Origin of the sequence: Pseudomonas sp. NFACC14 (assembly GCF_900106885.1) — a bacterium.
Classification (GTDB): Bacteria; Pseudomonadota; Gammaproteobacteria; order Pseudomonadales; family Pseudomonadaceae; genus Aquipseudomonas; species Aquipseudomonas fluorescens_AA.
In genome coordinates this window covers 95,861-117,300 of sequence record NZ_FNOA01000011.1, presented here as the reverse complement: position 1 = coordinate 117,300, position 21,440 = coordinate 95,861, and the positions used below count along the sequence as shown (strand labels likewise).

Annotated in this window: 19 protein-coding genes and 1 pseudogene; 7 read left to right on the top strand and 13 right to left on the bottom strand. The window is 63.3% G+C overall.

The features are described 5' to 3' along the window. Window positions 1-333 precede the first annotated feature (333 nt). Window positions 334-1,092: a hypothetical protein gene (locus BLU85_RS17745; RefSeq protein ID WP_072406400.1), complete on the top strand. Its 759-nt coding sequence runs from the start codon at window positions 334-336 to the stop codon at window positions 1,090-1,092. Window positions 1,093-1,318: 226 nt separating this feature from the next. On the opposite strand, the gene BLU85_RS31755 is transcribed toward BLU85_RS17745, so the two are convergent. The 4 genes and pseudogenes from BLU85_RS31755 to BLU85_RS17730 all read right to left on the bottom strand — a co-directional run bounded on the left by BLU85_RS31755 (window position 1,319) and on the right by BLU85_RS17730 (window position 5,753). Next, window positions 1,319-2,023, bottom strand: coding sequence for a methyl-accepting chemotaxis protein (locus BLU85_RS31755; protein ID WP_371914243.1), 705 nt, complete (start codon window positions 2,021-2,023; stop codon window positions 1,319-1,321). A gap of 204 nt (window positions 2,024-2,227) precedes the next feature. Then, a pseudogene (locus BLU85_RS31750) lies at window positions 2,228-2,404 on the bottom strand (HAMP domain-containing protein); the annotation flags it as partial. 992 nt (window positions 2,405-3,396) lie between these two features. Continuing rightward, window positions 3,397-4,785, bottom strand: coding sequence for an aminotransferase-like domain-containing protein (locus BLU85_RS17735; protein WP_092201841.1), 1,389 nt, complete (start codon window positions 4,783-4,785; stop codon window positions 3,397-3,399). Between the two features lie 206 nt (window positions 4,786-4,991). Beyond that, window positions 4,992-5,753 (bottom strand): SDR family oxidoreductase, encoded by a 762-nt coding sequence (locus BLU85_RS17730; protein WP_092201840.1) that lies wholly within the window; start codon window positions 5,751-5,753, stop codon window positions 4,992-4,994. Between the two features lie 224 nt (window positions 5,754-5,977). On the opposite strand from BLU85_RS17730, the gene BLU85_RS17725 reads away from it, so the two are divergent. Then, window positions 5,978-6,982, top strand: coding sequence for an NADP-dependent oxidoreductase (locus tag BLU85_RS17725; protein ID WP_092201838.1), 1,005 nt, complete (start codon window positions 5,978-5,980; stop codon window positions 6,980-6,982). Window positions 6,983-7,099: 117 nt separating this feature from the next. Here BLU85_RS17725 and pyrF read toward each other — a convergent pair whose 3' ends face one another. Next, on the bottom strand, window positions 7,100-7,798 hold the full coding sequence (gene pyrF / locus BLU85_RS17720) for an orotidine-5'-phosphate decarboxylase (protein WP_060741184.1): 699 nt from the start codon (window positions 7,796-7,798) through the stop codon (window positions 7,100-7,102). A 289-nt stretch (window positions 7,799-8,087) separates the two neighbouring features. Here pyrF and BLU85_RS17715 point away from each other — a divergent pair, with 289 nt between their 5' ends. Further along, window positions 8,088-8,846, top strand: a complete 759-nt coding sequence (locus BLU85_RS17715; RefSeq protein ID WP_092201836.1) for a response regulator — start codon at window positions 8,088-8,090, stop codon at window positions 8,844-8,846. Next, on the top strand, window positions 8,846-9,889 hold the full coding sequence (locus tag BLU85_RS17710) for a sensor histidine kinase (RefSeq protein ID WP_092201834.1): 1,044 nt from the start codon (window positions 8,846-8,848) through the stop codon (window positions 9,887-9,889). The genes BLU85_RS17715 and BLU85_RS17710 overlap by 1 nt, the downstream gene beginning before the upstream one ends. A 35-nt stretch (window positions 9,890-9,924) precedes the next feature. On the opposite strand, the gene BLU85_RS17705 is transcribed toward BLU85_RS17710, so the two are convergent. The 8 genes from BLU85_RS17705 to BLU85_RS17670 all read right to left on the bottom strand — a co-directional run bounded on the left by BLU85_RS17705 (window position 9,925) and on the right by BLU85_RS17670 (window position 16,258). Further along, on the bottom strand, window positions 9,925-10,962 hold the full coding sequence (locus BLU85_RS17705; protein ID WP_092201832.1) for an AI-2E family transporter: 1,038 nt from the start codon (window positions 10,960-10,962) through the stop codon (window positions 9,925-9,927). A 63-nt stretch (window positions 10,963-11,025) separates the two neighbouring features. Then, window positions 11,026-11,844 (bottom strand): DUF4892 domain-containing protein, encoded by an 819-nt coding sequence (locus BLU85_RS17700; RefSeq protein WP_092201830.1) that lies wholly within the window; start codon window positions 11,842-11,844, stop codon window positions 11,026-11,028. Window positions 11,845-11,973: 129 nt separating this feature from the next. Continuing rightward, the gene (locus tag BLU85_RS17695) at window positions 11,974-12,825 is read right to left on the bottom strand and encodes an alpha/beta hydrolase (RefSeq protein ID WP_092201828.1); all 852 of its coding nucleotides are present in this window, start codon (window positions 12,823-12,825) and stop codon (window positions 11,974-11,976) included. Next, entirely contained in the window at window positions 12,822-13,616 is a 795-nt protein-coding gene (locus tag BLU85_RS17690) for an alpha/beta fold hydrolase (RefSeq protein WP_013694026.1), read from the bottom strand. The genes BLU85_RS17695 and BLU85_RS17690 overlap by 4 nt, the downstream gene beginning before the upstream one ends. Before the next feature lie 292 nt (window positions 13,617-13,908). Beyond that, entirely contained in the window at window positions 13,909-14,352 is a 444-nt protein-coding gene (locus BLU85_RS17685) for a hotdog fold thioesterase (protein ID WP_092201826.1), read from the bottom strand. A gap of 52 nt (window positions 14,353-14,404) precedes the next feature. Then, entirely contained in the window at window positions 14,405-14,857 is a 453-nt protein-coding gene (gene sixA / locus BLU85_RS17680; protein ID WP_092201824.1) for a phosphohistidine phosphatase SixA, read from the bottom strand. Continuing rightward, complete coding sequence (locus tag BLU85_RS17675) at window positions 14,854-15,201, bottom strand: DUF4389 domain-containing protein (protein ID WP_053123936.1); 348 nt, start codon at window positions 15,199-15,201, stop codon at window positions 14,854-14,856. Before BLU85_RS17675 ends, sixA begins: the two co-directional genes overlap by 4 nt. A 31-nt stretch (window positions 15,202-15,232) precedes the next feature. Beyond that, window positions 15,233-16,258 carry an NAD(P)H-dependent glycerol-3-phosphate dehydrogenase gene (locus tag BLU85_RS17670; RefSeq protein ID WP_092201822.1) on the bottom strand — a complete coding sequence of 342 codons (1,026 nt, stop codon included), beginning with the start codon at window positions 16,256-16,258 and terminating at the stop codon, window positions 15,233-15,235. Window positions 16,259-16,457: 199 nt separating this feature from the next. Here BLU85_RS17670 and BLU85_RS17665 point away from each other — a divergent pair, with 199 nt between their 5' ends. From BLU85_RS17665 to BLU85_RS17655, 3 genes are read left to right on the top strand one after another with little or no spacing between them, the layout of a single operon-like run. Then, a complete protein-coding gene (locus tag BLU85_RS17665) occupies window positions 16,458-18,581 on the top strand; it encodes a TonB-dependent receptor plug domain-containing protein (RefSeq protein ID WP_092201820.1) in 2,124 nt (707 codons plus the stop codon). After that, a complete protein-coding gene (locus BLU85_RS17660) occupies window positions 18,582-19,514 on the top strand; it encodes an ABC transporter substrate-binding protein (RefSeq protein ID WP_092201818.1) in 933 nt (310 codons plus the stop codon). After that, entirely contained in the window at window positions 19,511-21,412 is a 1,902-nt protein-coding gene (locus tag BLU85_RS17655; protein ID WP_092201816.1) for an ATP-binding protein, read from the top strand. The genes BLU85_RS17660 and BLU85_RS17655 overlap by 4 nt, the downstream gene beginning before the upstream one ends. Window positions 21,413-21,440 lie beyond the last annotated feature (28 nt).

Sequence of the window (21,440 nt, the reverse complement as noted above, 5' to 3'; positions counted from 1 at the left end):
TGCTTTACGCTGTAAGTGGCGCGCATTCTATGGATGGATTGAAGGGTCGTCAACCCCCAGATATAAATTTATTTAAATCAATGACTTCGCCCGGTTTGGGGGCGATCCGCGCATTTTGCTCGTCCGGTCTCTGACGCCTATATTCTGTCGCCCGCCGAGACGCTATAGTCGCGCCCGACAAATGATGGCAATGTGCTCTTACCCGATCATGCATCCTATAAACAGCACGACGCCCGTCTAATCACGTCGCTCGGGCCTATGCGCTTAAAAGCCAAGCCACTACACTCATGACATGCGTACCCTAATAAAGAGGTCTTACCGGTGACACCACTCATGATCACCCTGCTCGTCGTAGCCGGGATCGCCCTGTTGATCGCCATTGGCTACATGAACCACGTGGTGGAAAACAACAAGCTGGAAAAGGCCCGCACCAAGGTAGAACTCAACGACCGCATGCGTCGCTGTGGCGAGCTCACCGAAACATTCCCCGGGCAGTTGATGACCCCTGCCCTGAAGTTGTTGATGACGCGCCTCGAGATGAATGTCTGCCAGCGCCTGCTGAACCTGGAAAAAACCAATTCCGCGGTCAAGGCACGCCTGGATGAACTGAGCGCACTGGCTGCCCAGGGGGAGTCGATCCCGGTGAGCAATCCACCGGCACCGATCCAGACCGAAGCCAAGGCCAAGGACGTTCGCTTTCTGCTCGAGGCCTTGCATGGCCAGATCACCCGCGCCGCCCAGGACGGTTTCCTGCCGCCCAACGAAGCCAAGCGCTGGATCCGTGAAGTGCGGCACATCCTGGTGCTGCTGCACATCGAGTTCTTCAACAACCTCGGCCAGCAGGCTTTGCAGCAAGAACAACCCGGTCAGGCTCGCCTGGCCTTCGAGCGCGGCGTGCAGTACCTGCGCAAGCAACAGGAACCACAGGTCTACGCCGAACAACTGGCCTACCTGGAGAAACTCCTGGCCCGCGCCAATGCCCAGGTCCTGGCCAGCACCCAGCCGGTCGAGGGCGAGGTCAACCAGTTGACCGAAGGCTTGAAGGACGACGAAATAAACGACGAGTGGAAGAAGAAGAAAGTCTACGACTGAGGCAACGCAGCCTCATCGTGGCGAAAGTACGAGCTTGTAGGAGCTGTCGAGTGCAACGAGGCTGCGATCTTTTGATCTTTCGCTTGAGACTCAAGCGTTAGGGGAAAGATCGCAGCCTCGTTGCACTCGACAGCTCCTACGGTTCCTACGGCTCACAAGTTCATACCGCCCCATGAGGGCGCGGCACCCAACGGATGCCCTCTCGTAACAAGCTCTCGTTACTGCGTCACAACTTGAAATGCCCCACCATTCCTTTCAACTCAACCCCCAACTGCGCCAGCTCGATGCTGGAAGCGGCATTGCCGCGCATCGCCAGGGACGATTGATCAGCACTGGCGCGAATGCTGGTGACACTGCGGTTGATCTCTTCGGCCACCGAGCTCTGCTGCTCGGCTGCCGCGGCGATCTGTTGGTTCATCTGCTGGATCAACGACACCGCCGCCGCAATGCTGCCCAACGCGCTCTCGGTCTGCAGCGCGTCGCTGACCGCCATCTTCACCAGCTCGCCACTGCTCTGGATCTGCTGCACAGAAGCCTGGGCCGCTGAACGCAAGGCGCTCACCAGTCGCTCGATTTCCTCGGTGGACTGTTGCGTGCGCCTGGCCAGGGCCCGCACCTCATCGGCCACGACCGCGAAGCCCCTGCCCTGCTCCCCGGCACGGGCCGCCTCGATAGCGGCGTTGAGGGCCAACAGGTTGGTTTGCTCGGCCACGCTCTTGATCACACTCAGCACCGTGCCGATGTTCTGGATCTCGGCGCTGAGACTTTCGATGCTGGAACTGGCCGACGTGGCCGAATCGGCCAGTTGTTCGATGCGCACCATGCTCTGGCGCACCACCTGCTGGCCGCTTTCGACCTTGTCGTCGGCCGTCTGGGCCGCTTGTGCCGCTTCTTCGGCATTGCGCGCCACATCGTGCACGGTGGCCGTCATCTGGTTCATGGCCGTGGCGACCTGCTCGGTTTCCTCTTTCTGGCTGCTGACTTCCAGGTTGGTCTGCTCGGTCACAGCCGACAGCGACTGCGCCGAATTGGCCAACTGCTCGATCCCGGCCTGCAAGCCGCTGACGATACTGCTCAGCCCTGCGCCCATCTGTTGCATCGCCTGCATCAACTGGCCAATCTCGTCCCGGCGCGTCACTTCCACCGTGGCGCTCAAGTCACCCGCCGCGATCCGCTGGGCAACACGAATGACACTGCGCAGCGGCGTCACGATCAGCCGGGTGATGACCCACGCCGCGATCAATCCCACCAGCAACGCCAAGGCCGACGAACCAATGATCAGCAGCGAATTCTTCTTCAGTTCGGTCTGCATGGCCTGGTCTTCGGCACCGAAGGCCTGGTCGACCCGCGCCACCACTTGGTCGGCACGCTCGTGCAGTTGCTGGTAGACGACTTTTTCCTTCGCCAACAGGCCGGTGTACTCGGCCAGTTGCTCATTGAACCCAGCGATATGCCCGGCCACTTCATTAAGCACGGTCTGGTAACCGGGGTCCTTGACCGTAGTCTTGAGCGCTTCAGCCAGTTTCATGGCCTGCTCGGCCTGTTCGATGCTACCTTCTCCGGCGCCCTCGACATTGCCTTTGCGGCTCTGGTCCAAACGGACCCGCGCTTCGTTCATGGCCTGCAACATCAACCGCGACACTTCGCTGATCTGGTTGGCCTGCTCGATGAACTCGGCCCCTTCCTTGCCTTCGGAGTCCTTCAAGGCATAGGTACCGTCATCCGCCAGCCCGGCCTGCAATACGTCGAGATTGTTGGCCACGCTGGACACCGACCAACTGGCCATTTCCAGCGCCAGGTCCTTGCTCTGGCTCAACCCGACAAACTCGTCGAATGCCTTGCGATACGCGCCCAGCGCCTGTTCAACGTCGTTCATCACCGGCACGTTGGCAGGCGACTGCGCCTTGAGCTCGTTCGCCAGGGCCAGCAGCCCGTCGACACCCTGGCGCAGGGCATCGGCCGTCTTGGGGTCGGAGCGCGAGGCGTACTCCTGCTCCAGCAGCCGGACCTTGAGCAACCCGCTGTTGAGGGACGACATCTGCTTCAGGCCATCGAAGCGATAGCTGATGGTCTGCAGGGACCAGACGCCGATGGCCGCGACCACAGCGGTCAACAGCAGCACCAGGACAAATCCGATACCCAGTTTTTTTGCCATACCCAGGTTGGCAAAACGTCCTTGCACGGCCGAAATCATTGCGCTCAGTCCTCTGCCAGTGTGTGTTGATTGCAGATTCGCAACGAGACGCCCTGCAACACAAGATGCTGGCGTCGGAATAATGGCAAAAAGCTACAGCCGCGTCGTTTTCAGGACACTTGAGGTCGATCCAGAGCCGCGGCCCGGAAAAAACCCAGCGCCCGGGGATCACGGGCATAGGCTACGTTGATCCGTAGCCAGTCGCTGTCGGCGCCCGAAGGGCTGAAGGCCGTGGGCGAAGACAACAATACGCCGAACCGCTTGGCCAGACGCTGTAATCCAGCGTAGTCACTGATTGGCGGTCTTGCCCAAATGAAAAGCCCGCCGGCCGGTTTGCCAAAGACCTCCCAGTCGGCATCCTCCAATACCTGCAACAACGCCGCCGTATCGACGCCCAAACGCTGGCGCTGGCGCTGGACCAGTTTGCGATAGGCCCCATTGGCCAGGAGATTGGCCAGCACCGACTCACAGAACCGCGACCCACCCATGCTGGTGATGCCCTTGACCTCGCTCAGGCGCGCGATGATGGACGGCCCGGCCACCACGAAACCGACGCGCAACGAACTGCTCAGGGTCTTCGAGAAACTGCCCACGTAGACCACGTCGGCATCCAGCGCTGCCAACCGGGTCCGTGCCGAGTTCTGGAAGTCGCCATAGGCGTCGTCTTCGATCACCAGCACGGCGTGTTGCTTCGTCAGTTGCAACAACCGTTGGGCCACGGCCGGGGCCAGGTTGCTGCCGGTCGGGTTGTGACAGGCACTGTTGACGAACAGCGCACTGGGCCGGTGGGTCGCCAACAAGTCTTGCAACACATCGACGTCCGGACCGCGCGGGGTCCTGGGCAGCTCGATCATATCGATCTTGTGCAACCTGAGCAGGTCGAACAGGCTTGAATAGCCAGGGCTCTCCACCACCACGCAGGCGCCTGGCTGCAACAGTGTCCGCACGATCAGGTCCAGCCCATGGGTCGCCCCGGTGGTGGTCAGGATCAGGTCTTTATCGGCCTCGATATTGAATTGCTTCAGGCGCCTGGACAGTTGCTCACGCAGGGCGGGCAGCCCCAGCGACGTGCTGTAGTTGAACAACCCCGCCATGTCGGTGCGAGTGACCTGCCGGATCGCATAACCCAGGTCATCGCTTTCACGCCAGCTCTCGGGCAACCCGCCACACCCCAGCTTCAACGCCCCGGACGGGGAATCACCGCCCTCGGCGGGCCTATCCTGCCGCCGATCCGGGTCGATGCACGCGTGCCCGGATGTGGCGGCTGGCGCGACAAAAAAGCTGGAGCCATGCCGGGACGCCAACAGACCTTGGGCAACCAGGCGCTCACACGCTTCATTGACGCTGGACTGGCTGAGCAGGTTCTGCCGCGCCAGTTGGCGCACGGACGGCAGGCGAGTCCCCGGTTGCACCGCATCCTGTCGGATCCAGCCGGTCAGTGCGTCGACGATTTGCTGCACGACAGGCACCAAGGCCTGCCGGTCGATTCTCAACTCCATGAGTAACCAAACTCCTAAGCGTTTGTTTTATTTCCGGAAACAGTTAAGCACAGGCCACCCGCGAACGATGTACGACAACGTCGCCAAAACCGCCGATTCTCACCCTTTGAAACACATTGATAGGCCGCTCCGAGGATGTTTCCCCCGGCCAAAGAAAAAGCCCGCAACCAGTGCGGGCTTCTTCCTACAAGCTCAGGGAAACGTCCTCAGAACGCCGTGACGCCGCCGTCCACCGCCAGGGAGTGGCCGGTGGTGAACGCCGCGCCATCGCTGCACAAATAGAGCACGGCGCTGGCGATTTCCTCGACCTTGCCGATACGCCCCACCGGGTGCATGGCATTGGCGAACTCGCCCTTTTTCGGATCCGCCTCATAGGCACGACGGAACATGTCGGTATCGATCACCGCCGGACACACTGCATTCACGCGGATCTTCTTCTTGGCGTATTCGATGGCGGCCGATTTGGTCAGGCCGATCACAGCGTGCTTGGAAGCGGCATAGATGCTCATCTTCGGCGCAGCGCCCAGGCCCGCCACCGAGGCCGTGTTGACGATGGCACCGCCGCCCTGGGCCAGCAGCAGGGGCAACTGGTACTTCATGCACAACCAGACGCCCTTCACATTGACCCCCATGATCGCGTCGAACTCATCGAGGGTACCATCAGCCAATTTGCCCTTCTCGATCTCGATCCCGGCGTTGTTGAAGGCGTAGTCAAGGCGCCCATAGGTCTTGATCACCTGGTCCATCAGCTGCTGCACATCGCTTTCCAGCGTCACGTTGCAGCGCACGAATACCGCTTCGCCGCCCGCATCGCGAATCGACTGCACCGTACGCTCGCCGCCTGCCACGTCCAGGTCGGCCACGACCACTTTCAGGCCCTCTGCCGCGAACGCCTGGGCCGTGGCGCGGCCAATGCCGGCGGCGCCGCCGGTTACCACGGCGACCTGTCCGGAAAACGTCATGCTCATTGTCTGTTCCTCGAAGAATGCGGGGTCGCGCCAGTGTAGCCACAGCCTGGCGCGGCACGGCAGCACTATCCAGATGCCGGTTGGACATTCATGGGCGCCAGTGATAAGGGCCCTGGAGGCACTATCACTGGGTTGGATCGAAGTGCATTCGCTGGGGCGGCGAACCTTGCGGCAAACGCCTCGAAGGTCTATCAACAAGTCTTCATTCATCTTGAGTGCCAACCATGACTGCCCAGACCAATCGCCAGTTCCTGCTCGCCAAACGCCCGGTAGGCGCCGCGACCCGCGAGACTTTCACCTATCAGCAAGTACCGGTGGGCGAACCGGCAGCCGGCCAGATCCTGGTGAAGAACGAATACCTGTCCCTGGACCCGGCCATGCGCGGCTGGATGAACGAGGGCAAGTCCTACATCCCGCCGGTAGGCATCGGTGAAGTGATGCGGGCGCTGGGTGTCGGCCAAGTGATTGCCTCGAACAACCCGGGGTTCGCGGTCGGGGACTACGTCAACGGTGCCCTGGGTGTGCAGGATTATTTCCTCGGCGAGCCAAGGGGTTTCTACAAAGTCGATCCGAAACTGGCACCGCTGCCACGTTATTTGTCCGCCCTGGGCATGACCGGCATGACCGCTTATTTCGCTCTGTTGGAGGTCGGCGCGCCCAAGGCCGGCGAGACCGTGGTGCTGTCGGGCGCCGCCGGTGCGGTGGGGAGCATCGCCGGGCAGATTGCCAAGATCAAAGGCTGTCGTGTGGTGGGCATCGCTGGCGGTGCCGACAAATGCAAATTCCTGGTCGATGAATTGGGCTTCGACGGCGCCATCGACTACAAGAACGAAGACGTCCACGCCGGCCTCAAGCGCGAATGCCCCAAAGGCGTGGATGTGTATTTCGACAACGTCGGGGGCGACATCCTGGATGCCGTGCTCAGCCGCCTGAACCTCAAGGCCCGCGTGGTGATTTGCGGTGCCATCAGCCAGTACAACAACAAGGAAGCGGTGAAGGGCCCCGCCAACTACCTGTCACTGCTGGTCAACCGGGCCCGCATGGAAGGTTTCGTGGTGATGGACTACGCCGCGCAGTTCGCCGCCGCCGGGCAGGAAATGGCCGGCTGGATAGCCAAGGGGCAGCTCAAGAGCAAGGAAGACATTGTGGAAGGGCTGGAGACCTTCCCCGAGACGCTGACCAAATTGTTCAGCGGGGAAAACTTCGGAAAACTCGTACTCAAGGTCTGACACAAAACAACTGTGGGAGCGAGCTCGCTCGCGATGAGGCCCTGTCAGTCAACATTGCTATTGATTGACATACCGCTATCGCGAGCAAGCTCGCTCCCACAAGGGATATCAGTTTGCTCAGGCCAGTTCGGCCACGACCGCCGCCAGCGCCTGCGCCGGATCGGCGGCCTGGCTGATCGGGCGACCGATCACCAGGTAGTCGGAACCGGCATCCAGCGCCTGACGCGGGGTCAGGATGCGACGCTGGTCGTCCTGGGCGCTGCCCGCCGGACGAATCCCCGGGGTCACCAGTTGTAACGACGGGTGGGCCGCTTTCAGGGCGCCAGCTTCCAGGGCCGAACAGACCAGACCGTCCAGGCCGGCCTTCTGCGCCAGCGCCGCCAACCGCAGCACCTGCTCCTGAGGCTCGATGTCCAGTCCGATCCCGGCCAGGTCCTCGCGCTCCATGCTGGTCAGCACGGTCACGCCGATCAGCAACGGTTTCGGGCCGCTGCGCTGATCCAGCACTTCACGGCAGGCCGCCATCATGCGCAGGCCACCGGAGCAATGCACGTTGACCATCCATACGCCCATCTCCGCAGCCGCCTTGACCGCCATGGCGGTGGTGTTGGGAATGTCGTGGAACTTCAGGTCCAGGAACACTTCGAAACCCTTGTCACGCAGGGTCCCGACAATTTCCGAAGCGCAACTGGTGAACAGTTCCTTGCCGACTTTGACCCGGCAAAGCGTGGGGTCCAACTGGTCGGCCAGCTTCAGGGCGGCGTCACGGGTGGGGAAATCCAGGGCGACGATAATGGGCGTCTGGCAGGCGGACATGAGCGGGCTCTCAGGCAAGTCGAAATCGGCGCGCATTGTAGCGGAACGAGCGCCCGTGCGGGACCCGATGATCGGTAAATCTCATCGCCCCCCAGCAGCATGGACGATAGCGGCCTTTGTGTCGAAGCCGATACATTCATGACATGCGTACAACACGTCGACACGCTACCGTCCGCCGCCGCAACCCGCTCTTTCAGCGCTTCACGCCGCGCGGCACGACGCCTATGCTGAAGCCTCTACCTCGCCGCCTTCTTCGCGGTTGGCAGCCTACCTGGCAGATGATGCATCCATGCAGAACACCCCTGTTGCAAATTCTGACGATCAAAAAGTGTCCGACGACGAAAAGCGCTGGAGCACCCGTGCGCTGATCGTCGACGACGACGTGCCGATCCGCGAGCTGCTGATCGACTACCTGGCCCGTTTCAGCATACGGGCCAGCGGCGTGACCGATGGCGCGGCCATGCGCCAGGCGATGCAGGCCGAGCACTTCGACGTGGTCGTGCTCGACCTGATGCTGCCGGGTGAAGACGGTTTGCAGTTGTGTCGCTGGTTGCGCGCCGAATCGGACATCCCGATCCTGATGCTCACCGCCCGCTGCGAACCCACCGACCGCATCATCGGCCTGGAACTGGGCGCCGATGACTACATGGCCAAGCCGTTCGAACCCCGTGAACTGGTGGCGCGTATCCAGACAATCCTGCGCCGGGTACGTGACGACCGTACCGAGCAACGGGCCAATATCCGTTTTGACAACTGGCGGCTCAACAGCGTGCTGCGCCAACTGATCTCGGTCGATGGGCTGGTGGTCCCCCTGTCCAACGCCGAGTTTCGCCTGTTGTGGGTCTTCATCGAACGGCCGCGCCGGGTGCTCAGCCGCGAACAGCTGCTGGACGCGGCACGCGGCCGCTCCATCGAAGCGTTCGACCGCAGCATCGACTTGCTGGTATCGCGCCTGCGCCAGAAGCTGGGCGACGATCCCAAGGCCCCCCAACTGATCAAGACCGTACGCGGTGAAGGCTACTTGTTCGACGCCCGGGACATCGGTTGATGCGACTGCGCCTGGACTCACTGTTTGGCCGCCTGTTTGGCGTGCTGCTACTGGCGATTGTCCTGGCGCATCTGTTGGCCTTTGCCTGGTTTTTCCATTACGACCAGCCGCCCCCCGGGCCACCGCCAGGAATGAGCCAACAAGGCGAAGCCCCTCCGCGCTTCGGCCCGCCCCCCAACCATCGTCCGCGTCCCTGGTTCGGTGGCCCGGTGGTGCCACTGACCTTTCAATTCGTGTTCCTGATCATCGCGGCCTGGTACGGCGCCAAGCTCCTGACCCGACCGATCCAACGCCTGAGCGATGCCGCCGAGCGCCTGAGCGAAAACCTCGACAGCCCGCCGCTGGATGAAAACGGCCCCCGTGAGGCACGGCAGGCAGCCCATACGTTCAACCTGATGCAGCAACGGATCCGCGAGCAGGTGCAGCAGCGTTCGCGCATGCTCGGCGCGGTGTCCCACGATCTGCGCACGCCGCTCTCGCGGCTCAAGCTGCGCCTGGAACAGATCGATGACATCAAGCTGCAAGGCCAGATGCGCCAGGACCTGGACGACATGATCGGCATGCTCGATGCCACCCTGACTTACTTGCACGAACAACGCACCAGTGAAGCGCTGCAATGGATGGACGTGCAGGCCTTGGTGGAGTCATTGAGCGAAAACGCCCAGGACCAGGGCGCCGATGTGCAGGTCAGCGGCGCTTGCGCCCCACTGCAGGTGCAACCCATGGCACTGCGCTCGTGCCTCAACAACCTCATCGACAACGCCCTGCGCTACGCCGGCCATGCCTTGATTGTCCTGCAAGACCAGCCACACCAGGTATCGATCCGGGTCATCGACCACGGCCCCGGTATTGCGGCGGACAAACGCGAGGCGGTGTTCGAGCCCTTTTTCCGCCTGGAAGGCTCGCGCAATCGCAACTCCGGCGGTGTCGGCCTGGGCATGACCATCGCCCGGGAAGCCAGCGAACGCCTGGGCGGGCAGTTGAGCCTGGAAGAAACGCCCGGGGGTGGGTTGACGGCGGTGATCAGCCTGCCTCGCCGCTAAGCCCTTGTCTGCCCTGTGGGAGCGAGGCACTCAAACTATCGCACCTGGCTCTTGCTCCAGTCCGTCAACAGGCTGTACGCCACCGCCAACAGGGTCGGGCCGATGAACAGGCCGATGAAACCGAAGGCGATCAACCCGCCGAACACCCCCAGCAACACGATGACCAGGGGCAGGTTTCCGCCACGGCTGATCAGGTAGGGTTTGAGCACGTTGTCCACGCCACTGATGATGAAGGTGCCCCAGATGCCGAGGAACACCGCCATCCCGTATTCCCCCTTCCACACCAGCCAAGCCGTGGCGGGGATCCATACCAGGGGCGGCCCCATGGGGATCAGGCTCAGCAGGAACGTGGCGATTCCCAGTACCAGCGCCCCCGGCACCCCGGCGATCAGGAAGCCGATCAGCGCCAGCACGGCCTGGGCCGCCGCGGTGCCGATCACGCCGTTGACCACCCGCTGCACTGTACCGGCCACCAGTTCGATGTAGTAACCGGCACGGTCGCCGATCAGACGTTCCAGCAAACCATGGACGAACGCCGCCAGGCGCGGGCCGTCGCGATAGAAAAAGAACACGAACACAATACTCAGGGTCAGTTCGAGTATGCCGCCGCCAATCTGCGCACTGCGGGCCAACAGCCAGTTGCCGACCTGTCCCAGGTACGGCTTGATGGACACCATCATGGCCGCGCCCTGCTGATCGATGCTGTTCCAGATGCCCACCAGCCGCCCCCCCACCAGGGGAATAGCGGCAAGCCAGTCAGGGGCTTCGGGCAAGCCATCGACTTGGACGTCCCTGATGAACGCGGTGGCATCGCGCACATGGTCGGCCAGGTTGAAACCCAGCCACACCAGCGGCACCGCCACCAACAGCATCCAGCCCACCGTCAGTAACGCCGCCGCCAGGGATTCGCGACCATTGACCCAGCGGGTCAGCAGGCGCATCAACGGCCAGCTGGCGAACGCCAGCACCGCGCCCCAGAACAGCGCCGACCAGAACGGCGCCATGACCCAGAGGCTTGCGCCGAACAACACCAGAAGCAGGATCTGCACCAACAGCCGATCGTTATTGAGCATGTAGGGTCTCGAAAAAATGAACAGGACCGGGGCACGGCTGTGAAACCACCGCCCCGAGACAGCTTAGCGCAGCAACTCCAGGTGCAATCCCGCCGCCTCGCCGCTGGCGGCCTCCATGCGCGCCGCCCGGACGCCCTGGCCCGCCAGCGCCTCGAGCCAGTCCTCGGCCCGGGGCCCGGCGATACTGACCCGCAGGCCCGTGTCCAGGTTCAGCGCCCGGGACAACAGGCGCAACCAGGTGTCGTCCGGCTCGCCGGCAAGACGCGGCAAGTCCAGGACTCCGGTGTCCTTGAGCTGGCGCAACAGGGTGGCCGATGTCGGCAGCAAGTCCCCCAACGCAGCATTCGCCTCGAACTGCTCGACGTGCAGGTAGGCCTTACGATTGCCACGGGTGATGGCATACAGCGCAATCAGCGTGTTGTCCGCGGGCGGCGCCAGGCGCAGCAGCAGGAAGGCCTGGCCGTTGTCGGCGCCATAGAGCTTGGCATTGCCGAAGACGTCGTTGGCCCACAGGCTGCTTTCGCCGCAATCGCGGGCCTGGCACCAGAACAACAGCTCGGCGCCCTGTTTCTGCAACGCTTCGCGCGCCGCGGTGAAGGCCTGGGTCGCGGAATGTTCCGGCGGCAGCTCATAGGTGACCGACGTGACATTCCCACGGGCATCGACTTGGCCGTCAAAGCGCAACTGGCCGCTGATCTTGCGGATCGAGCCCATGGGGTAGACACGTTCCAGGTCGCTGGTTTGCCGATAATCGACGATCTGTGCATCGGGCATGCGTGGCACGCGATCCAGGTCGCGACTGCCCGGCACATCGGCCGCGAACGACGCCGGGCTGAAGCAGGCCAGCACCAGCAGGACGAGTAAGTGAACGGATAATTTCATCGGATCGGCTTGGCCTGGGACACTTGGACGCGACGGGCGTCGCCGATGCACCGCGAGGCTGGCAAACAGAGGTCTGTCATGGTTGTCTCCCTTTCAACCCGCCCAGCCTCGACAGTTGCCCGGCGCAAGTCAAGGAACAGTGAAGAACCGATTGAAACAGTCTGCTACAAGCCCGGCACCGACCTCATCGTTAAGGTGCAGATGATGGCCGCCCGGCAACTGCTCATGACTGAAGGGTAGACGCTCCAGCAGTTCCGGGTGCTGGGCCAGCATGCCGTCGGCCGCCACCACCAGATGCGCCGGACAAGCGACCCGCGCAACGAACGCCATGGCCTGCTCCTCGGTCAGGCGCAGGGGCGATGGCAGGGTCAGGCGGTTGTCGGTGCGCCAGGTATAGCCCCCGGGCACCGGCATCAGGCCACGCTGGGCCAGTAACTCGGCGGCCTCGCGGCTGACCGCTACCAACCCCTTCATACGCACTTCGATGGCCCGGTCGAGGGTTTTATAGACCGGCTTGCGTTTTTGCTGCAAATCCAACTGGGCTTGCAGGGCCATGCCCATGCGTTCGGCCGCGTTATCGCCTTTGGCTGTAGGAGGAATCACTCCGTCGATCAACCCCAGGTGCGTCACCCGTTCCGGCAGGGAACCGGCCAGCACCAGCGAGACAATGGCGCCCATGGAATGCCCCAGCAGGGCGAAGCGCTTCAAGCCCAGTTGTTCGGCCACTTGCAGCACATCATGGACGTAGTCCCACAAGGCATAGCTGGCGCCCGGCGGTCGATGCCCGGAATGACCGTGACCGGCCATGTCCAGGGCGATCACCCGCAGCCCCGCGAGCCTGGGCGCCAGACGGGCGAAGCTGTTGGCGTTGTCCAGCCAACCGTGCAGGGCAATCACCGGCAGCCCGTCTTCCGGGCCGAACAAATGAGCCGCCAACTCGATGTGAGGCAGGCTCAGGCGGACCTCCTCGACCATGCTCATGCGCTACGCCCTTCCCAGCGCTGGAACAGGTTCTTGAGCAGATTGGCCGTGTCTTGTGGGCGTTCGAGGGGAAACATATGGCCGCCGGGCATGCTCAGGGATTCGCCATGGAGCATACGCCCCACCGAACGGGTGTGATGCCGCATCACCACACGACTCTGCCGGCCGCGCACCACCGCCAGCGGCACTTTGAGCTTACGGGGCCGTCCCGGGCTGGTGTGCGGCACGCCGCGGTAGATACTGATTTCCGTGGCCGGGTCGAAGCGCAGGCGCAACCGGTCGCCGACTTGTTGCAGGCCGTGTTGCAGGTAGGCGTCGAAGCAATCCGGGTCAAAGCCGCGAAACAGTGTCTTGCCGGCAAAATACTGCCGGGCGGATTCCAGGTCAGCGAACTCCTCGCGCCGCCCCAGCGTCCGGCCCGCCGGGGTCAGGCGATCGATGAACCCCAGGCGCTTGGCGGCCAGGATCACCCACTGGTCGGTACGAGTCAGCACGGGCGAATCAAGCATGACCACGCCGCGATACAACTGCGGGCAGCGCAGCGCCGCGTGCAGGTGCAGCACGCCGCCCAGGGAGTGGCCAACGCCCCACACCGGTGCCGGTTGCTGCTCCAGGTGATGGATCAGTTCGTCCACCAGGTTGTGCCAGTTATCGTCCACCGGAAAACGCGGGTCATGGCCATGCAGTTCCAGATGCGCGACCTGGTACTGCGGCGCCAATGCGGCGAACAGCTTGCCGTAAGTGGCCGAGGGGAAACCGTTGGCGTGGGCGAAAAAAATCTGTTGCGACATGACAGCCGATCCATTGGGGGAACTGCGGCAGATTGTCCGCAGAACCCGACGGCGCGGCAATGACCGTAACTGACAGGAATGATGACAGTCGGGCTTGGGCTATGGTGTCGGGCGATGCAAGCCTGCGCCGTAGGAGCTGCCGAAGGCTGCGATCTTTTGATCTTTCACTTGGGACTCAAGTGTCTGGGGAAAGATCGCAGCCTCGTTGCACTCGACAGCTCCTACACACCCCAGCGGGAGCAAGCGCTCTCGCCACAAGAGCTGCCCATCCGTCACAAACATCAATCGGGCTTCACCGTCCCGGCGGCTGCTCACCCACCGGCACCACCGCCATGGTCAGGCGCGACACGCAGTTGACCTTGCCCTCGTCGTTGACCAGGCGGATGTCCCAGACCTGGGTGGTGCGCCCCAGGTGGACCACCCGGGCCGTGGCGGTCACCCGTCCACTGCGCACACCGCGCAGATGGTTGGCGTTGATCTCCAGGCCCACGCAATAGAACTTGCTGGTGTCCACGCAGAGATAGGCAGCCATGGAGCCGACCGTTTCGGCCAGCACCACCGAAGCACCGCCATGCAGCAGGCCGAACGGCTGATGGGTGCGCTGATCGACCACCATGCTGGCGGTCAGGGATTCGTCGTCGAAGGACTCGAACCGAATGTCCAGCACTTCGCTGATGGTGTTTTTACCGGCCGCGTTCAGTTTCTCGATGTTGGGGGTGGTGCGCCACAGACTCATCGTTGCCCTTCCTGTGTGATTGTTGTCTTGCCCAGTCCTGCAACCGCTCTGTTCAGGGGTGCCTGATGCCCTTGAGCACCATCGCCCCGGCCAGCGGCATATCGCCTTCCAGCTCGGCCAGGCCGGCGGTTTGCACTTGCTCGGGTTGTTGCAGATGGCCGTGCTGCAGCAAGCCCAGCAGGCTGCCCACCAATGGGTTATGGCTGACCAGCAGTACATCGTCCTGATCCTCCAGATGCCTTAGCACCTCCGCCGGCCGGGTCTCTGGCGTGAGCCAATCAACGGTGATCAGTTCAGGTTCGAACCCCAGTGCTTCGCGTACCAGTTGCGCGGTCTGCTGGGCCCGCACATAAGGGCTGGCGTAGATGGCCCGCAACGGCTCGCCCATCAACCGGCCGGCGCTGAGCAACACCTCCTCGCGGCCGTGCACCGTCAAGACCCGTTCCGGATCGGGACGGACACCATGGGGCTCTGCCTCACCGTGACGCAATACCCACAGTTTCATAGCTTCGGCTCCTCGTCCCGGACGGGATGCGGTGCCGGAGCCACGGCGTGTGGCGCTTCGCCTTCAGGCGTGCGTGGGGTCGGCCAGTCGGCGAACGGCCAAGGCTTCTGGTCGCTGTGGAAGGTGCCGAAGCGGCCGATCTGCGCCAGGAACTGGCTCAGGCTGTCGCCGAAATTCATCAGGCTGGCACTGGGCGCGCCGTAGATCAGCCGATAAATCAATTGCACCAGCACCACGGCGCCGAGGATGAATTGCGCCACCTGCCAGACCAGCAGATAGACCACCATCCACAGCACACGCAGCAGGATGGATTCGTATTGGGGTTGCCCTTGCGGATCGTTCATGGCTCGCTCCTGCTTGCGGTCAATTAGCGGTTCAGTTGAAACCGCTGGTGGAAATGAAATCGACGTCGGTCTTCGGTTCGCCACGCATCAACAGCTCGATCACCTGCTCAAGCGTGCGCCCTTCGAACAGAATCGCGTGCAGCCCGGCGACCAGCGGCATATACACCCCCGCCTCCTGGGACTTGGCCTTGAGCACCTTGAGGGTGTTGACCCCTTCAGCCACTTCACCCAGGCGCGACACGGCCTCGTCAAGGCTCAAGCCTTGGCCGAGGGCAAAACCGACCTGGTAGTTGCGGCTCTTGGGCGAGGAACAGGTGACGATCAGGTCGCCCACCCCGGCCAATCCCAGGAAGGTCATCGGATTGGCACCCTGGCTGACGGCGAAGCGGGTCATTTCCGCCAGCGCGCGAGTGATCAGCATGCTCTTGGTGTTCTCCCCCATGCCCAGCGCCACCGCCATGCCGGCGATGATGGCATAGACGTTCTTCAGCGCCCCGCCCAGCTCCACCCCGAAACGGTCGGCGCTGGCGTAGACCCGAAAGGTGCGGCCATGGAGTGCGGCCTGGACCCGTTGGCACAGCGCTTCGTCCTCGCTGGCGACCACCGTGGCGGTCAAGGCGTGCTCGGCGATTTCCCGCGCCAGGTTCGGCCCGGAAATCACACCGATCCGCGCCTTGGGGGCGATTTCTTCGAGAATCTCGCTCATCAGCTTGAAGGTCTGGGCTTCGATGCCCTTGGTCAGGCTCACCAACAACTTGCCGCTCAAGCGCTCGGCATGAGACGCCAGCACCGAGCGCAAGGCACTGGACGGCAAGGCGACGAAGAACAGGTCGCTGCCCTCCAGGGTGGCCTGTAAGTCAGTCACCGGTACCACTTCCGGGCGGATCTTGATGCCCTTGAGGTAACGCGGGTTCTCGCGGTTGACCCGGATGGCCTCGGCCTGTTCCGGGTCACGCATCCACTGGCGCACCGGGTGACCGTTCTCGGCCAGCAGGTTAGCCACGGCGGTACCGAAACTCCCACCCCCCAGGACCGCAATCGGGCGCTGTTCAGTCATATGCAATCCGTTCATCCATACCAAGTGGCAATGCGGGGCATTATACGGAGCGGCCGGATGGCGACCAGCCCCGGCAACAATTACCGCCAGCTGTAGGAAGCTGACCATTAATTCCTAGGAAAATGCTGTCAACGTGAATGGAAAAGTCGTTCAGCTCAGTTAACATGCCCGTCACCCACCCATTCCCATAGGCTGTGCCGTGTCCGTTGGCCCTTCCCGCTCAGGTTCGTCCCTGCTATTGGCACTGATCATCAGCCCGCCAGTGCTGGCTGACGACTTGTTCGTGGACAGCCAGCCCCTGCCCCAGGTGCTGACGGCCACGCGCCTGAAGCAATCGCCAGCGGCGGTGCCGGGCAGCATGACCGTGCTCGACAGCGAGTTGATCAAGGCCAGCGGCGCCCGGGACATCAGCGAACTGCTGCGCCTGGTGCCGGGCATGATGGTCGGCAACATCACAGGCAACCAGGCGGCCGTGAACTACCATGGCACCAATGCCAGCGAAGCCCGGCGCATGCAAGTGCTGATCGACGGCCGCTCGGTGTACCGCGCCGGCCTGGCCACGGTGGACTGGAGCGATATTCCGGTGGCCATGGAAGACATCGAGCGGATCGAAGTCTTCCGCGGCCCCAACACCGTCAGTTATGGCGCCAACGCGCTGATGGCGGTGGTCAACATCATCACCCGCGCCCCGGCCGACAGCCACGGCACCCGGCTGAAAATCACCCGGGGCCAGCGTGGCATCAGTGACTGGTACGCCAGCCAGGGCAGCGGCTGGGAAGGCGGCGACCTGCGGCTGTCGCTGTCCGGCCAGGAAGACGATGGCTTTGACAGCGACCGCAACGGCGCCGACTACCGCGACAGCCGCCGCCTGAACCGCTTCAACCTGTCCGTCAGCCAGACCCTGGACGAACGGCAGAGCCTCGACTGGCAATTGAACGCCAAGGATGGGACCAACCAGCGGCCTTATACCTACCACCCTGTGTTTGCCGGGATTACCGCCGCTGGGGATAACTCCGACGTCATCGCCAAGGACTACGCCGGCTCACTGCGCTGGAACCTGGACCTGGACCCCGATCACAGCCTTTATGTACAGGGCTCGATCCAACACTGGGATCGCCAGCAGACCTGGCGCGCCTGTGACGCCGAGGTCTCCTTCAGCCCGCAACTGACCGACCTGTGGCAGCTCAACCCCAACTATGCCGAGAAGCTGGCGCGCAATATCTCCAACTACACCAGCACCGGCGCGCCAACCGGCACGCCACAGGAACAGGCGTTGGCCAATCAGGTGCTCGACCAGTGGCGCAACGGCGCCTCGCAAACCCTGTGCGGCGATATCGACCAGAGCACCCGGGAATCGCGCTACGACCTGGAGATCCAGGACACCCTGAGCCTGTCCGACAGCCTGCGACTGGTCACCGGGGCCAACTATCGCTACGACCGGGCCGACTCGGAGACGTACTTCAACGGCACCCTGGATGACACCACCTGGCGCCTGTTCGGCCAGCTCGAATGGCGGGCCACCGAGCATTGGCTGTTGCAGGGCGGCGCGATGTTCGAAGACACCCGCCTGACCGGCAGCTCGCTGACTCCGCGGATCGCCGTCAATTACCTGATCACTCCACGCCATGGCCTGCGGGCGGTGTACTCCGAGGCCGTGCGCTCGCCGGACATGTTCGAGAACAACGTCAACTGGAGCTATCAGGTCACCAACCTGCAACCCGCCGCCTTCGGCCAGAACAGTGCCCGTTACTTCGTCCAGACCCGCGGCCCGGGCAACCTGGAACAGGAACACATGCGCTCGCGGGAGCTGGGCTACAACGGCTACTTCGTGGACCTGGGCCTGGCGGTCGATGTGAAACTGTTCCATGACGAAATCACCGGCATGATCAGCGAGCCGCTGCGCAACAATCAGTACATTGCCAGCAACTCCAACGAATCACAGTTCTCCGGGGTCGAGACCCAGTTCGACTGGCGCATGACCAGCGCCGACCGCCTGCGCCTGACCTATGCCTATGTCGACGCCCAGGCCAGCAACCCCCTCGACGAACAACTGACCGCCCGCAACAGCGGCTCGGCCGGCTGGCTAAGGGACTGGGGCCAAGGCTGGAACAGCGCGCTGTTCTATTACGCCGCCGACGACCTCAACGGCTATCGCTTCGAACGGGTGGACACCCGCATCGCCCGGCGCATTCCCCTGGGCAAGGCCAGCCTGGAACTGGCAGGCGTCCTGCAGCAGCGCCTGGACAACCAGCCTATGACCTTCGTCGACAACCGCTACGACGCCCGCCATGTCGTGTACTTCAGCGCGGAGTTGTCGTTCTAGATGTCCCGGCACTCCCTCCGCAAGATGCCATTTCATGGCCACCTGACGCTGGCCCTGTGCCTGGTGTTTGCCGGTTGGCTGACAACCCTCCAAGCCCGGGCCGCCGAAATCCTGTTGACCGGCGCCGAGGACAGCCCCGGCGTGCAGTCTTTCACCCAGGCCCTGAAAGCCCTGCGCCCCGAAGACAGCGTGCGGTTTACGCCGCTGGCCAACCTGCCGGCGCCGGACAAGTTGCCGGATAATGTCCGCCTGGTTCTGCTTGACCTGCCCAGCCTGGATTGGCGCCTGCAAGACGCCCGGGGCCCGGCCACCCTGGTCCTGCGCATCAGCCGCCAGCAAGCCCGCGAGCGCCTGGGCGAGGCCACGCCCGCGCACCTGAGCCTGCTGTGGAGCGATCCACCGATGGCCCGGCAATTGCGGCTGATCCGCACCATCCTGCCGCAAGTGCGACAGGTCGGCGTGCTGTACGACGCCCACAGTGAATTCCTGCTCAAGGAGATCCGCCAGGCCGCGGCACCGCTGGGCCTGGTTATCGTCAGCGAACGCTGGGACGACACCAGCGACAGCCGTCCCCTGCAAAACTTGCTGGGCCAGAGCGACGTGCTGCTGGGCCTCGATGACCCCGACTTGTACAACCCCAAGACGGTGAAGAACCTGTTGCTCAGCAGCTATGCCCGGCAACGTGCGCTGATCGGGCCCAGTGCGGCATTCGTCAAGGCCGGCAGTCTGGCCAGCACTTACAGCGACCAGCAAGACTGGCTGGCGATTCTCGACGAGCTGCTCGACCGCCCCGCCACGACCTGGCCACGCACGCTGTATCCGGACCGCTTCAAAGTCCTGGGCAACCGGCAGGTCTCCCGCTCGCTGGGGATCGAACCGATTGACGCCGAATCCGTCGCGGCAACGTTGGCCGAAGGAGAACACCGCCCATGACCTTGCGTCGTCGTTGGGACATCAATACCCGCACCCAGCTCATCGCCCTCGGTCCGGCGTTGCTGCTGACCGTGCTGCTGATCAGCTTCTTTACCTTCGTGCGGATCCAGGACTTGCGCCAGGAGCTCAATCACACCGGGCAACTGATCGCCAACCAACTGGCCCCCGCCACGGAGTACGGGGTGATTTCCGGCAACAACGAAGTGCTGGAAAGCCTGCTCACCGCGACCCTGGCGACCCCGCACGTGCGCTTCCTGGAGGTCCAGGACAGCACCGACAAGGTCCTGGTGTACGTCGAACAACCCGAGCAGGCCCACAGCCGTGCCCAACAGATCGAAGTCTTCCAGGCCCCGGTGCGCCTGCAGCGCATTGCCCTGAACAATGACTTCCTGCAAGGCAACAGCACCGCCGTCGAGGCGCCCGGCGAAGATTACCTGGGCCGCGTGATCGTCGGCATGTCCAGTGACGCCTTCAGCCAGCGGCAGCAGGAGATCCTGTTCAAGGCGGCCATCCTGGCGCTGTTCGCCCTGCTGTTCACCTTCCTGGTGGCGCGCCGGCTGGCGACCAACCTGTCCCGGCCGATCCGCGACATCGGCAACGCGGTCAAGGCCATCCAGCAAGGCGACTACAGCACCCCGCTGCCCGTCGTCGATGATGCCGAACTGGGGGCCTTGTCGCGGCACATCAACAACCTGGCCGACGGCCTGGAACAAGCCAGCCGCGAACAGCACCAGGCCATGGCACAGTTGATCAAGACCCGCGAGGAAGCGGAAAAAGCCAACAGCGCCAAGTCCGAGTTCCTGGCGATGATGAGCCATGAACTGCGCACGCCCATGAACGGCGTACTGGGCATGCTGCAGCTGCTGGAAACCACCCGCATGACCGACGAACAGCACGAGTACACGGCACTGGCGTCGGAATCCACCGAGCACCTGCTGAAGGTGATCAACGACATCCTCGACTTCTCGCGTATCGAACGCTCGGCCTTGGAACTGGAGCACATTCCGTTCAACCTGGCCGAACTGGTGGGCAGTTGCGCGCAGTCGTTCCAGCACAGCGCCGCGCAGCGCAAGCTGGGCCTGGACCTGCTGGTCCCGGACGACATGCAGGCCTTGCAGGTGCAGGGCGATCCGACGCGGATACGGCAGATCCTGGTGAACCTGATCGGCAACGCGCTGAAATTCACCGAGCAAGGCCGTGTCACCGTGCAATGCCAATGGCAGGCCCTGGACCACGAACTGCTGTGGTTCACCTGCACGGTGCGCGACAGTGGCATTGGTATCCCCGCCGAAAGCCTGGAGCGCATGTTCGACGCCTTCCAGCAGGCCGACAGTTCGATTTCCCGGCGCTACGGCGGCACTGGCCTGGGCCTGCCGATCGCCCGCACCCTGGCCGAACGCATGGGCGGGACGCTGCGGGCCCAGAGCGAAGAAGGCCAGGGCTCGGTGTTCACCCTCGAGATCCCCCTGGCCCTGTCGCGCCAGGCGCCGCCGACCCTGGCACCGCGCCTGCCCACCGGTAGCGGCGATGGCGAAGGTCGTAACGTGTTGCTGGTGGAAGACAATCCGGTCAACCAGACGGTGATCGAAGCCATGCTGCGCAGCCTGGGTTTCACCGTCAGCGTCGCCACCGATGGCGCCCAGGCCGTACGCAGCGCCGAAAGCCTGATCTTCGAAGCGATCCTCATGGATTGCCGCTTGCCCATCATCGATGGCTACGAAGCCACCCGGCAGATCCGGCAGTTGCCGGGCTGCGGCGAGGTGCCGATCATCGCCCTGACGGCCAACGCCTTGCAGGGCGATCGCGAAGCCTGCCTCGCGGCGGGCATGAACGATTACCTGGCCAAGCCGTTCAAAAGGAACGACCTGCAGCAGATTCTGCAGCGCTGGGTGAATTAGAACCGCTCACCGGACCATCTGTGACTGG

Excerpts from the sequence above, each read along its gene's own strand:
- BLU85_RS17685 (WP_092201826.1), bottom strand. The coding sequence starts at position 14,352 with ATGAGTCTGTGGCGCACCACCCCCAACATCGAGAAACTGAACGCGGCC.
- BLU85_RS17700 (WP_092201830.1), bottom strand. The coding sequence starts at position 11,844 with ATGAAATTATCCGTTCACTTACTCGTCCTGCTGGTGCTGGCCTGCTTC.
- BLU85_RS17725 (WP_092201838.1), top strand. The coding sequence starts at position 5,978 with ATGACTGCCCAGACCAATCGCCAGTTCCTGCTCGCCAAACGCCCGGTA.
- BLU85_RS17715 (WP_092201836.1), top strand. The coding sequence starts at position 8,088 with ATGCAGAACACCCCTGTTGCAAATTCTGACGATCAAAAAGTGTCCGAC.
- BLU85_RS17695 (WP_092201828.1), bottom strand. The coding sequence starts at position 12,825 with ATGAGCATGGTCGAGGAGGTCCGCCTGAGCCTGCCTCACATCGAGTTG.
- BLU85_RS17675 (WP_053123936.1), bottom strand. The coding sequence starts at position 15,201 with ATGAACGATCCGCAAGGGCAACCCCAATACGAATCCATCCTGCTGCGT.
- BLU85_RS17690 (WP_013694026.1), bottom strand. The coding sequence starts at position 13,616 with ATGTCGCAACAGATTTTTTTCGCCCACGCCAACGGTTTCCCCTCGGCC.
- BLU85_RS31755 (WP_371914243.1), bottom strand. The coding sequence starts at position 2,023 with ATGACGGCCACCGTGCACGATGTGGCGCGCAATGCCGAAGAAGCGGCA.
- BLU85_RS17710 (WP_092201834.1), top strand. The coding sequence starts at position 8,846 with ATGCGACTGCGCCTGGACTCACTGTTTGGCCGCCTGTTTGGCGTGCTG.
- BLU85_RS17745 (WP_072406400.1), top strand. The coding sequence starts at position 334 with ATGATCACCCTGCTCGTCGTAGCCGGGATCGCCCTGTTGATCGCCATT.
- BLU85_RS17730 (WP_092201840.1), bottom strand. The coding sequence starts at position 5,753 with ATGAGCATGACGTTTTCCGGACAGGTCGCCGTGGTAACCGGCGGCGCC.
- sixA (WP_092201824.1), bottom strand. The coding sequence starts at position 14,857 with ATGAAACTGTGGGTATTGCGTCACGGTGAGGCAGAGCCCCATGGTGTC.
- BLU85_RS17705 (WP_092201832.1), bottom strand. The coding sequence starts at position 10,962 with ATGCTCAATAACGATCGGCTGTTGGTGCAGATCCTGCTTCTGGTGTTG.
- BLU85_RS17670 (WP_092201822.1), bottom strand. The coding sequence starts at position 16,258 with ATGACTGAACAGCGCCCGATTGCGGTCCTGGGGGGTGGGAGTTTCGGT.
- pyrF (WP_060741184.1), bottom strand. The coding sequence starts at position 7,798 with ATGTCCGCCTGCCAGACGCCCATTATCGTCGCCCTGGATTTCCCCACC.
- BLU85_RS17735 (WP_092201841.1), bottom strand. The coding sequence starts at position 4,785 with ATGGAGTTGAGAATCGACCGGCAGGCCTTGGTGCCTGTCGTGCAGCAA.
- BLU85_RS17660 (WP_092201818.1), top strand. The coding sequence starts at position 18,582 with ATGTCCCGGCACTCCCTCCGCAAGATGCCATTTCATGGCCACCTGACG.
- BLU85_RS17655 (WP_092201816.1), top strand. The coding sequence starts at position 19,511 with ATGACCTTGCGTCGTCGTTGGGACATCAATACCCGCACCCAGCTCATC.